Annotated in this window: 7 protein-coding genes and 1 pseudogene; 5 read left to right on the forward strand and 3 right to left on the reverse strand. The window is 71.0% G+C overall.

Annotated features, from left to right (window positions below):
- Positions 1–191 (reverse strand): hypothetical protein (locus tag QM624_RS15595; protein WP_415093435.1); only part of this gene is annotated, 191 nt, incomplete at its 3' end.
- A gap of 98 nt (positions 192–289) precedes the next feature.
- Here QM624_RS15595 and QM624_RS15600 point away from each other — a divergent pair.
- From QM624_RS15600 to ligD, 4 genes are all read left to right on the forward strand, one after another.
- Positions 290–3,742 (forward strand): DUF2126 domain-containing protein, encoded by a 3,453-nt coding sequence (locus QM624_RS15600; protein ID WP_415093437.1) that lies wholly within the window; start codon positions 290–292, stop codon positions 3,740–3,742.
- Between the two features lie 106 nt (positions 3,743–3,848).
- Positions 3,849–6,359 carry a circularly permuted type 2 ATP-grasp protein gene (locus QM624_RS15605; RefSeq protein WP_415093439.1) on the forward strand — a complete coding sequence of 837 codons (2,511 nt, stop codon included), beginning with the start codon at positions 3,849–3,851 and terminating at the stop codon, positions 6,357–6,359.
- Positions 6,352–7,296 (forward strand): transglutaminase family protein, encoded by a 945-nt coding sequence (locus QM624_RS15610; protein WP_415093441.1) that lies wholly within the window; start codon positions 6,352–6,354, stop codon positions 7,294–7,296. The genes QM624_RS15605 and QM624_RS15610 overlap by 8 nt, the downstream gene beginning before the upstream one ends.
- A 51-nt stretch (positions 7,297–7,347) precedes the next feature.
- A complete protein-coding gene (gene ligD / locus QM624_RS15615) occupies positions 7,348–8,274 on the forward strand; it encodes a non-homologous end-joining DNA ligase (RefSeq protein ID WP_415093443.1) in 927 nt (308 codons plus the stop codon).
- A gap of 32 nt (positions 8,275–8,306) precedes the next feature.
- Here ligD and QM624_RS15620 read toward each other — a convergent pair whose 3' ends face one another.
- Positions 8,307–9,446 (reverse strand): hypothetical protein, encoded by a 1,140-nt coding sequence (locus tag QM624_RS15620; RefSeq protein WP_415093445.1) that lies wholly within the window; start codon positions 9,444–9,446, stop codon positions 8,307–8,309.
- Positions 9,446–10,942: a CCA tRNA nucleotidyltransferase gene (locus tag QM624_RS15625; protein ID WP_415093447.1), complete on the reverse strand. Its 1,497-nt coding sequence runs from the start codon at positions 10,940–10,942 to the stop codon at positions 9,446–9,448. Before QM624_RS15625 ends, QM624_RS15620 begins: the two co-directional genes overlap by 1 nt.
- 74 nt (positions 10,943–11,016) lie before the next feature.
- Here QM624_RS15625 and QM624_RS15630 point away from each other — a divergent pair.
- Positions 11,017–12,093, forward strand: a pseudogene (locus QM624_RS15630) (hypothetical protein); the annotation flags it as partial.

A 12,093-nucleotide genomic window follows, 5' to 3' on the forward strand; every position in this document is an offset into this window, starting at 1 on the left:
ACCGCGGAACTCTCCGCCTGGGGCCGCAGCAGCCAAGCGATGCCGGCGATCAGACCCGCCACCACCAGGAAGGCCAGCGCGGCGATCCAGCGGGTGCGCGGCCGGCGGGCCGGCGGCACGGGCGGCTGGGTCGGCTCGGTCTCCGGCGTCGCGGCGTCGTCCGGGGTGTCTTCGGGTTCCTGAGAAGTCACCCGGTCAGATTACCGGTGAACCCTGTCCGCGTTTCAGTGAGGTTTCGGGAGCCTCAGGTGGGTGACCGGTGCGGCACCCGCCGAGTACATTCACGCAGGTGACGATCCGGGTAGCCCTCGAACACCGCACCACCTACTCTTTCGCGGAACCGGTGAAGGTGTTTCCGCACACCGTCCGGCTGCGACCGGCGCCGCATTCCCGGACGCCGATCGCCGCCTACTCGCTGACGGTGTCGCCGCGCAACCACTTCATCAACTGGCAGCAGGACCCGTTCGGCAACTACCTGGCCCGGCTGGTCTTCCCCGAGCCGGTCAAGGAGCTCGACATCTGCGTCGACCTGGTCGCCGAGATGACGGTGATCAACCCGTTCGACTTCTTCCTCGAGGAGTATGCCGAGCGGTACCCCTTCACTTATCCGGACGCCCTGCGCGCCGACCTGGAGCCCTACCTGCGCCGCGTCGACGAATCCGCCGACGGCGGTCCCGGTCCGCTGGTCCGGCAGTGGGTGCAGCAGCACATCACCGAGCCCTACGCCGCGTTGAGCGGTGACGAGCGGCCGCGGATGGTGGACTTCCTGGTCGCGGTGAACACCGCGCTGCAGGCCGACATCGCCTACACCGTCCGGATGGAGCCCGGCGTGCAGACCCCGGACACCACGCTGGCCAAGGCGCTCGGCTCGTGCCGCGACTCGGCCTGGCTGCTGGTCTCGATCCTGCGCGAGGCCGGCCTGGCGGCACGCTTCGTCTCCGGCTACCTGGTCCAGCTGACCTCCGATGTGGAGGCGCTGGACGGGCCGTCCGGGCCGACCGAGGACTTCACCGACCTGCACGCCTGGGCCGAGGTCTTCATCCCCGGTGCCGGCTGGATCGGCCTCGACCCGACCTCCGGGTTGTTCGCCGGCGAGGGGCATATTCCCTTGTCAGCGACGCCTCATCCGTCGTCCGCGGCACCGATCACCGGGGCCACGGCGCCGGTCGAGGTGACCATGGCGTTCTCCAACACGGTGCAGCGGGTGCATGAGGATCCGCGGGTCACCAAGCCGTACACCGACGCCCAATGGGCGGCCGCGGACGCCCTGGGCGAGCGGGTCGACGAGCTGCTGGCCGCGGGCGACGTCCGGCTCACCATGGGCGGCGAGCCCACCTTCGTCTCCGCCGACGACACCGCCACCCCGCAGTGGGAGGGCGCCGCCGACGGCCCGGAGAAGCGGGCGCTGGCCCAGCAACTGGCAGCCCGGCTGGAGCAGCGCTGGGCACCGGGCGGCGTCGTCCATCACGGTCAGGGCAAGTGGTACCCGGGTGAGGATCTGCCGCGCTGGAACATCGCGATCACCTGGCGCACCGACGGCATCCCGATCTGGGAGGATCGCTCGCTGCTGGCCAACCCGTGGGACGAGCCGTGCGTCGAACCCGGTTCGGTCGAGGCGCAGACCGGCGTGCGGGATCTGGCCGCCTACATCGCCGGCGGGCTGGGCATCCCCAGCGGCCACGTCGTGCCTGCCTACGAGGACGCCCTTTCCGATCTGCTGGTCGAGGCGCAGCGCCCGCTCGGCGACGAGCGGCCGGCGACCGACCTGGAACCTGACGATCCGGCGCTGGCCGACGCCGAGGCGCGCGCCGCGAAGGTCACCGAGCTGGACGCGAACCCCGGTCGTCCGCGGGGCTGGGTGGTGCCGGTGTTCCGGCTGACCGATGAGGGCCGTTGGGGCACCGCGCAGTGGCGTCCCCGCCGGCGGCACCTGTTCCTCACCCCGGGCACCTCGCCGATGGGACTGCGGCTGCCGTTGTCGTCGCTGAGCTGGCATGAGCCGCCGGAGGAACCCGAGCGCTCCGCCTTGGAGATGACCGGGCTGCTGCCGCTGATCGTGGAGGGCGAGCCGCCCGAGGCGGTCGTGCAGGACATCGCCGACTCGCCGCGCACCGCCCTGTGCGTCGAAGAGCGGGAGGGCCGGCTGTACGTCTTCCTGCCGCCGCTGACCAAGCTCGAGGACGCCCTCGAACTGCTCAGCGTGGTCGAGACCGCGGCGTCCGCGGTGGAGCTGCCGGTGGTGCTGGAGGGCTACCCGCTGCCGTTCGACCTGCGCACCAAGACGTTGTCGGTCACTCCCGACCCGGGCGTGATCGAGGTGAACACCCAGCCGACCAGCAACTGGGCCGAGCAGCGCGACCTCACCCTTTCGCTCTACGAGGACGCCCGGCAGACCCGGCTGGCCACCGAGAAGTTCGACCTGGACGGCACCCACACCGGCACCGGCGGCGGCAACCACTTCACCCTCGGCGGAGCCACCCCGGCCGACTCGCCGCTGTTGCGCCGACCCGACCTGCTGCGTTCGCTGATCACCTACTGGCAGCACCATCCGGCCTTGTCGTACGTGTTCTCCGGACGGTTCATCGGCCCCACCTCGCAGGCGCCGCGGTTCGACGAAGGCCGGTTCGAGACCCTGTACGAGATGGAGATCGCGTTCGCCGAACTCGACCGGGTGACCGCGGACGCCGAGAAGTTCGCGCCGCCGTGGGGCGGCCCGGCGCTGCCCTGGAACACCGACCGGCTGCTGCGGCACCTGCTCACCGACCTGACCGGCAACACCCACCGCTCCGAGTTCTGCATCGACAAGCTGTACTCGCCCGACTCGCAGCGCGGACGCCTCGGGCTGCTGGAGCTGCGCGGTTTCGAGATGCCGCCGCACGCCCGGATGGCGCTGGTCCAGGCGCTGCTGGTGCGCTGCCTGGTGGCGATGTTCTGGGCCCGTCCCTACCGGGGCCGGCTGATCCGCTGGGGCACCCGGCTGCACGACCGGTTCCTGCTGCCGGCGTTCGCTGCGTCCGATCTGCGCGAGGTGGTGGCCGACGTCAACGAGTGGCTGGCCGAGGCCGCGCCCGGCGTCCGGTTCGACCCGGCCTGGCTGGACCCGTTCCTGGAGTTCCGCTTCCCGCGGCTCGGCGAGACCCGGATCTCCGGCGTCCACCTGGAGCTGCGGCAGGCGATCGAGCCCTGGCATGTGCTCGGCGAGGAGGCCACCGGTACCGGCACCGCCCGCTACGTGGACTCGTCGGTCGAGCGGGTGCAGCTGGCGGCGTCCGGATTCATCGAGGGACGGCACGTGGTCACCTGCAACGGTGTCCCGGTGCCGCTCACCCCGATCGCCAACGGCGGCTGGGGCACCGCGCTGGGCGGCGACGACGAGCCGTCCACGGTCGGCATGTTCGCCGGCGGTGTCCGATACCGGGCCTGGGCGCCGTGGTCGGCACTGCACCCGACGATGGGGGTGCATTCGCCGCTGGTCTTCGACCTGGTCGACACCTGGAACGACCGTTCGCTGGGTGGTTTCACCTATCACGTGGTGCATCCGGGTGGCCGCAACTACGACACTTACCCGGTCAACGCGGTCGAGGCCGAGTCACGCCGCGCCGCGCGGTTCCAGCTCCACGGGCACACCGCCGGGTCGGTCGACACGTCCTCGTGGCCGGCGGCCGAGGCGCTGTCGGGTCCGATGGGCACCGAATACCCCTGCACCCTCGACCTGCGCCGCTACTCCCCCGGCAACCACTGAGCCACCCCGTCATCCCGGCGAACGCCGGGATCTCCGCACCGGTCCGACGTAGCCACGGATTGGCGCGACCGCACCGGCCTTTGGCCGTCCCCCTAAGGTGAACCCCATGTCCGCAGCCGTTTCGGTCGAATCGGGCGTGCTCGACGACTACCGGGCGCGCCTGCGTCCCGGCGTGATCGACGAGCTGGTCACCCCGACCGGCCTGCGCGCCGACCAGGCCGCGCTCGGCGCCGCCGTCGACGCGATGGGCATGGCCGGGCTGCAGGCGGCCCGCGCCGAGGCCCGCACCTTCGCCGCCGACGAGGGCGTCACCTACGGCACCGGCCTGGCCGGCAGCCGGAACTGGGCGATCGACCCGATCCCGGTGCTGCTCGGCGCCACCGAGTGGGCCGACCTGGAGGCGGGGCTGCGGCAGCGGGCCCGGCTGCTCGATCTGGTCCTGGGCGACCTGTACGGCGAGCAGCAGCTGCTGCGGCGCCGGGTGGTTCCGCCCGAGGTGATCCTCGCCCACGACGGCTACATCCGGCAGACCGAGGGCATCAGCGCACCCGGACGCCGCCAGCTGGTGATCGCCGCCACCGACCTGGGCCGCGACCCCGAGGGCCGCTGGACGGTGATCTCGAACCGCACCCAGGCGCCGTCCGGCCCCGGCTACGCGATGGCGACCCGGCGGATCATCTCCCGGGTGATGGCCGGTGTGCACCGGTCGATGCCGCTGGCCCGGCTGCGTGGCTTCTTCCAGACCTTCACCGCCGCCCTGCAGGACGCCTCGCCGTCCGCCACCGAACCGCCGCGGGTGGTGCTGCTCACCCCCGGGCCGAACAGCGAGACCGCGTTCGAACAGGCCTACCTGGCGACCCTGCTCGGTTTTCCGCTGGTCGAGGCCGACGATCTGGTGATGCACCAGGGCAAGGTGTGGCTGCGGGCCGGTGACCGGCTGGAACAGGTGGACGTGGTGCTGCGCCGGGTGGACGCCGCTTTCGCCGACCCGCTGGAACTGCGCGGTGACTCCCAGCTCGGCATTCCCGGGCTGATCGAAGCCACCCGGAACCGGACGGTCGCCGTGGTGAACCCGATCGGCGCCGGCGTCCTGGAGAATCCGGGGCTGGCCGCCCACCTCAGCGCCGCCGCGGAGGCCCTGCTCGGCGAGGAACTGCGGCTGCCGATGCCGGCCACCTGGTGGTGCGGACGCGACGCCGACCGGTCCCATGTGCTGGCCAACCTGGAGAACCTGGTGATCAAGCCGATCTCGCGGGCGTCGGGTGCCTTGCGCTACGGCTGGCAGCTGACCGCGGAGGAACGCGACGAACTGGCGTCCCGGATCGCCGCCGAACCCTGGGCCTGGTGCGGCCAGGAACGGATGCACCTCTCCACCGCTCCGGTGGTGACCCGCGCCGGCCTGGAGCCGCGCCGGTTCGTGCTGCGCGCTTTCGGTGTCGCCCATGACGACGACTACCGCTTCCTGCCCGGCGGCCTGGGCCGGGTCGCCGCCCGGGTCGGCGAACACACCGTCTCCAACTACAGCGGCGCGCTGGCCAAGGACGTCTGGGTGATCTCCAGCGAGGCCGACCAGCTGACCCCGACCTCCCGTGACCGGGTGGCGGCACCGGTGCTGCTGGCCCGCTCCGCCGGACTGTCGCCGCGGGTGGTCGACAACCTGTACTGGCTGGGTCGCTACGCCGAACGCGCCGAGGGCACCGCCCGGCTGCTCACCGTGGTCGACGACTTCGCCGAGGACAACTCCCACCGCACCTGGACGCCGGGCGCCCGCGCCACCGAGGCGCTGCTGCAGACGCTGGCCCAGGTGAGCGGCACCGCGTCGCTGCGGCAGGACGGCTCGTCGCTGAGCTACCTGCGTCAGGTGTTGCTGGACGGCTCGCGCACCGGCACCGTCCGGCACTGCGCGACCCAGGTGATCAACGCCGCCCAGCACGTCCGGGACCTGCTCAGCGTCGACACCTGGTCGGTGCTCGGACGCCTGCAGCAGACCCTCGACGACACCCCGGACGACGACGACCAGCTGCAGCCGCTGCTGGCCGACGTACTGGAGTCGTTGCTGGCGCTCGCCGGCATCGTCGCCCAGAGCATGGTGCGCGACGAGTCGTGGGCCTTCCTGGACGCCGGCTGCCGGATGGAGCGGGCCCAGCTGACCCTGTCCGTGCTGACCAGCGCTTTCGCTGAGACGACGGATCGACAGGTCGAGGATCTGGTGGTCGAGGGCGTGCTGCGGGCCGGTGAGTCGATCATCACCCACCGCCGCCGGGCAGCCGCCGGCACCGGTCCGACGCTGGCCCTGGAGTCGGCGATCGAACTGCTGCTGCTCGATCGGGCGAACCCGCGCTCGGTGCTCTACCAGGCCGAATCGCTGGCGGCCGATCTGGCCCTCCTCGGCGACGAGGCGTCCGCGGCCAAGGCGCTCGCGCTGGTCAAGGCGCTGGGCGCCGTCCAGCCCGAGGAACTGCTGGAGACGGCCGCGCTGACCTCCCGGTTGCGTGAACTCGAACAGGATTTCCGCCGGCTGTCCGACGACCTGACCTCGCTGCACTTCTCCCGGCAGGCGCCGCGGCGTCCGCAGACCGCGGGTTGGTCGAGCCCCTGGCAGGTGGCCGATGACTGAGCCGATCACCGAGCAGCCGGCCGCGCCCGATCACTACGCGCCGCGGCGGTACCGCGTCCGGCATTCGACGATCTACCGCTACGACGACGACGTCGAGGCCTGCTACGAGCGCGGCTTCCTGCGCCCGCTGCAGACCTGGTCGCAGCAGGTGCTGTCCAACGACGTGGTGGTCTCGCCCGACCCCGACGTACTCACCGAACACGTCGATCACTTCGGCAATCACAGCTTCTACGTCGAGATCCGGACGCCGCACCGCGAGCTGGTGGTGGCCAAGACCGCGTTCGTGGATGTGGCGTGGCCGCGGCCCAGCATGGAGTCGCTCAACGCCTTCACCGTCGCGGACGCCGCGGTGCGAGTCGGCGAAGAGGCCGACCCGATGGAGCGCGCCGAGTACCTGCTGCCGTCCGATCTGGTCGAGTTGGGTCCGGAGGTGCGGGCCTACGCCGACAGCATCCTGTGGGCCGATCGTCCGCTCGGCGACGCGCTGCAGTCGCTGTACGCGACCATCTATCGCGACTTCAAGTACGAGCTCGGTGCGACGTCGGTGCGCACCACGCTGCCCGAGCTCCTGAAGCTGCGCAAGGGCGTCTGTCAGGACTTCGCCCACCTGGCGGCGGGCTGCCTGCGCAGCATCGGCCTGCCCGCCCGGTACGTGTCGGGCTATGTCGAGACCTCGCCGCCGCCGGGCCAGCCGAAGCTGGAGGGCTCGGACGCCTCCCACGCCTGGACCTCGGTGCTGGTGCCCGGCGGCGAGTGGATCGACCTCGACCCGACCAACGACCATTTCGCCGACTCCCGCTACATCGTCACCGCCTGGGGTCGCGACTTCCGCGACGTCTCCCCGCTGAAGGGCGTGGTGTTCACCGAAGCGAAGAACTCCACCCTCGAGGTGAAGGTGGATGTGTTCCGGGTGAATCCCGACGGCTCGTTCAGCTGACGGCCGCCCGGAGCTGTGGATAACTGGACCGGTCCCTACTACGGTCGGCGCATGGCGAGTCCTGCGATCGAGATCGAGGTGGGTGACCGGGTGGTGCGGGTCACCAACCCCGACCGGGTCTACTTCCCCGAGACCGGCTGGACCAAGCACGACCTGGTCAACTACTACCTGGCGGTCGGCGACGGCATCGTCCGGGCATTGCGCGAACGGCCCTGCATGCTGCACCGCTTCCCGGACGGCCTGGCCGGCCCGAAGGTGCACCAGAAGCGACTGCCGCGCGGGGCACCCGAGTGGGTGCAGACCGTCGAGCTGTGGTTCCCGCGGTTCGGCCGCACCGCCGACGAGTTGTGCGTCACCGAGTTGGCCCAGGTGATCTGGGCGGTGCAGATGTCGACGGTCGAGTTCCACCCGTGGAACAGTCGGCGCGGCCACGTCGAGCAGCCGGACGAGTGGCGGATCGACCTCGACCCGATGCCGGACGCCGACTTCGCCGGCGTTCGCCGGGTGGCCCACCTCGCCCACCAGGTGCTGGACGAGCTGGGCATCACCGGCTACCCGAAAACCTCTGGTGGCAAGGGTTTTCACATCTACGTCCGGATCGAGCCGGAGTGGGGGTTCGGCGAGGTGCGACGGGCCGCGCTGGCCTTCGCCCGCGAGGTGGAGCGGCGCTGCGACGACGCCACCACGGTGTGGTGGCGCAAGGACCGCGATCCGAAGAAGATCTTCGTCGACTTCAACCAGAACGCCCGCGATCACACCATCGCCTGCGCCTATTCGGTTCGCGGCACCCCGACCGGCACCGTCTCGACCCCGGTCTTCTGGGACGAGCTGGACGACCTCGACCCGCGCGACTTCACCCTGGCGTCCGTGCCGGCCCGGTTCGCCGACTTGGGCGACCTGCATGCCGGCATCGACGACGAGTCGTTCCGGATCGACCAACTCCTGGAATGGGCCGACCGCGACGGCCTCGCTACCTGAAGCAGGTCACCGCGCGTCAGCGACAGTGCGGATCATTGCATCGCCGGCCAGATATCGAATCGGTACGTCTCCACGGAGCGGCCGCGACTCGTCCCATACTGCTCGAAGAACGTCGGCACGGTGGTTCTGATCTCGCGGTCCGCACCCCACAGCGGCGGAGATTCGATACCGACACTCCAGCTCTGGGTGGTTGTTCCGGGCAGTTCGGTACTCCGAATCGCAAGCTGGTAGCCGTCGCGGACGAACGCCGCACGGTCGCTGTCCGCTCCGTCCGGATCCTCCTGCCAACCCTCGCTTCGTAGCCAGGCCACCGCCTCCGCGACGGCCGCGTCCGACGTCGCCGAGGGCTTGGTCGCAACGGCGTTGACCGTGACCGTGAAGCAGTCGAACGCCCCCGCGGCGCACATCGACTGTCGCTCATCGCCGAGGTGCGGCCGCCAGTTCAGGCCGACCTCATACGACCAGCCCTCACGGGCGATCCGTTCGCGGGCGGGACTGGTCTGTCGTTGCATCGCCTCGTAGACCGATGCTGTCCGGGCGACACGCTCAGCCGGTCGCATCAGCGCGACATCGAACCCGTTCCCGCCGGCCGCGTCGCGCGCGAACGCCGGCCCGAACAGGCCCGCGCAGACCAGCGCCACCGCGAGCACCGGTGGAACGATCACCGCGAGCCAGCCGGCCAGCCGCCAGCGGCGCTCGACGGTCGGCGCGGGTGCGGCAGGGTCGCCGAACGCAGCCAGCATCATCAGCACCCAGCTGGTCAACGCCACCAGGCCACCGCCGAGCAGCATCAGCTGGTTCACCCATGGCGGCAACGTGCCCGGCAGCATCATCTCCAGCGGGGAGACCGAGGACCGGGCGCCGCTGGTCATGCCGAGGGGCATGCACAGGGCAGCCCACCAATGCACGTAGAGGAACGGGACCAGCCGCAACGGTGCGGCCGAGTGCCCCGCGCGCCGAAGCGTCCGGCGCGGCCACAGCGTGAGCAGCGCCAGTGCAGGGCCGAGCACGAGGGACGCGGGCACGATGAGAAGCGCGCTCATCCCGTCGATCTTCACCGAGGCGAGTGCGGGGCCGAAGGGCAGCACCCAGGCGAGGATCAGCCACAGCTCCCAGGTCACCCGCTGGAGCCGGCTGGGCTCGGCGGGGGTCACCTGGTCGGACTGCGTCATCATGGCTCCCGGGTCGTCGCCTGACGCTCGGCCCACCAGCTCAGTAGCGCCTCACGCGCCTTCTCCTCGCCGAGCGGACCCTCGTCGATCCGCTTCTCCAGCAGGTACTTGTAGGCCTGTCCGACGTCCCGACCGGGCGGAATGCCGAGGATCGCCATGATCTGGGTGCCGTCCAGGTCGGGACGCATCGAGTCCAGTTCTTCCTGCTTGGCCAGCTCGTCGATCCGCCACTCCAGCTGCTCGTAGGCGGTGCGCAGCCGGGCCGCCTTGCGGGCGTTGCGGGTGGTGCAGTCCGACCGGGTCAGCACGTGCAGCCGGTCCAGTTGGTCGCCGGCGTCGCGCACGTAGCGGCGCACCGCCGAGTCGGTCCAGTCGGCGTCCGCGTAGCCGTGGAACCGCAGGTGCAACTCGACCAGCTTGGCCACCGCCTTGATCTGGTCGGTGGGGAACCGAAGCGCCTGCATCCGCTTGGTGGCCATCTTGGCGCCCACCACGTCGTGGTGGTGGAACGACACCTTGCCGCCGGCCTCGAACCGTCGCGTCCGCGGCTTGCCGATGTCGTGCAGCAGCGCCGCCAGCCGGGCGATCAGGTCGGGGCCGCCGAGCCGCGGCTCCAGGTCGATGGTCTGTTCCAGCACGGTCAGCGTGTGTTCGTAGACGTCCTTGTGCCGGTTGTGCTCGTCGCGCTCCATCCGCAGCGCCGGCAGTTCGGGCAGCACGTGGGCGGCCAGCCCGGTCACCGCCAGCAGGTTCAGCCCGACCCGCGGGTTGGGCGCCATGATCGTCTTGACCAGCTCGTCGCGGACCCGTTCGGCCGACACGATCGTGATCCGGTCGGCCATCGCGGTCATCGCCGCCACCACCGCGGGCGCCGGCCGGAAGCCCAGCTGGGCCGCGAACCGGGCGGCCCGCATCATCCGCAGCGGATCATCGCTGAACGACAGCTCCGGGGTCGACGGCGTCATCAGCACCCCGTGCTCGGCATCGGCCAAGCCACCGAACGGGTCCAGCAACTCGCCGCTGACCATGTCCAGCGCCATCGCGTTCACGGTGAAGTCGCGGCGCACCAGGTCACCGCCGAGATGATCGCCGAAGACCACGGACGGCTTGCGCGAGTCGGCCTGGTAGGCGTCGGAGCGGAAGGTGGTCACCTCGAGCACCAGCTTGGGGGCTTCGGCAGCCTCGACGGGAGCGGACCCGATCGATGGGGGCCGGTCGTCGGGCACCGCACAGCCGATCGTGCCGAAATCCCGGCCCATGTCCCAGACCGCGTTGGTCAGCCGCCGCAGCAGCCGCTCGATCTCGTCCGGACGCGCCGAGGTGGTGAAGTCCAGGTCGTTGCCGGTCCGGCCGAGCACCGCGTCACGCACCGGTCCGCCGACCAGGTAGAGCTCATGACCGGCGTCGGCGAACAGCGTCGCCAGCCTCGTCACCGTGGCCGACGAGGTACGCAATTGCTCCAGGGCGGCGCGCTGCGCAGAAGTCGGCTCGGACACGTCGCGACACTCTACCGGGAGGGCCCGCCCGCCTCCTGCCGGATAGGGCGCGACCCGCACCCTACGATGGGACGGTGACCCGCACCCTCCCGGCCAAGCTCGCGCTCGTGCTGGCCTGGATGATCACCGTCGTCGTGGTGCTGGTCGCTCCTGCCGCCCCTGCCCGGGCAGCTGTGCCGCAGTTGAAGGTGGAACTCACCAGCCTGCGCACCACCGGTTCGGGCAAGAAGGCCACCGCCGTGCTGCGCGGAACGGTCACCAACATCGGTGCCCAGCCCGCGTTCGGCGTCCGGGCCATCCTGTGGCGCTCGCTCGATCCGATCACCGAACCGGCCGCGTTCGAATCGGTGCTCAGCGGCCAGGCCCAGACCTGGGGCGTGCGGCTCTACCGAAGCTCTGACCACTACTTCTCCATCACCGCTCCCGACCAGGCTTTCGACCCCGGAGCGCGGGCCGAGTTCACCGTGCGCGGCAAGCTCAGCGACCTGGGCTTCACCAACCCGGGCAACATCTACCTGCTGGGCGTGCAGGTCCGTGGCACCGCGGACGCCTCCAGCAACTTCCAGGTGCTCAGCCAGGCCCGCACCTTCTACGTCACCAAACCCAAGCAGCGGCTGCCGCTGGCCTCGGTGGTGCTGCTGTCGACCGCGCCGACCAAGGTGCGGCCCAACGTGTTCGCCGACGAACGGCTGCTCGGTGAACTGAACGGCCGGCTCAACACCCTGCTCGGCGTCGCGGGCCGCTCGGGCATGTCCTGGCTGGTCGACCCGGCGCTGATCGACGAGGTCATCGACATGGCCGACGGCTACAACGTCGTCGACGGCAAGGAGACCCGGCCCGGCACCGGGCAGGCGGTCGCTCAGGCCTGGTTGCAACGGTTCCGCGCGCTGCCCAAGGATCGCGGCGCCCGCACCCTGTTCGCCAACCCCGACGTGCTCGGCGCCGAGAGGAACCGGGCGACCGGCGTGCTGCAGCGTTCCATCACTGCGGCCGCCACAGTGCCCGAGCTGAGCAGCCTGCCACTGGTCGCGCTGCCCTACAACGGGGTCGCCGGACCGACCACCCCGGCCTGGCTGCACGACGCGGACGCCGACGCGATCGCGGTCAGCACCGCCGGACGCGGCCCGGTGGTCGCGCCCGGGCCGTCCGGT

The organism is Micropruina sp., from assembly GCF_047606365.1.
In the GTDB taxonomy this organism is placed as follows: Bacteria; Actinomycetota; Actinomycetes; order Propionibacteriales; family Propionibacteriaceae; genus Micropruina.

Excerpts from the sequence above, each read along its gene's own strand:
- QM624_RS15605 (WP_415093439.1), top strand. The coding sequence starts at position 3,849 with ATGTCCGCAGCCGTTTCGGTCGAATCGGGCGTGCTCGACGACTACCGG.
- ligD (WP_415093443.1), top strand. The coding sequence starts at position 7,348 with ATGGCGAGTCCTGCGATCGAGATCGAGGTGGGTGACCGGGTGGTGCGG.
- QM624_RS15610 (WP_415093441.1), top strand. The coding sequence starts at position 6,352 with ATGACTGAGCCGATCACCGAGCAGCCGGCCGCGCCCGATCACTACGCG.
- QM624_RS15620 (WP_415093445.1), bottom strand. The coding sequence starts at position 9,446 with ATGACGCAGTCCGACCAGGTGACCCCCGCCGAGCCCAGCCGGCTCCAG.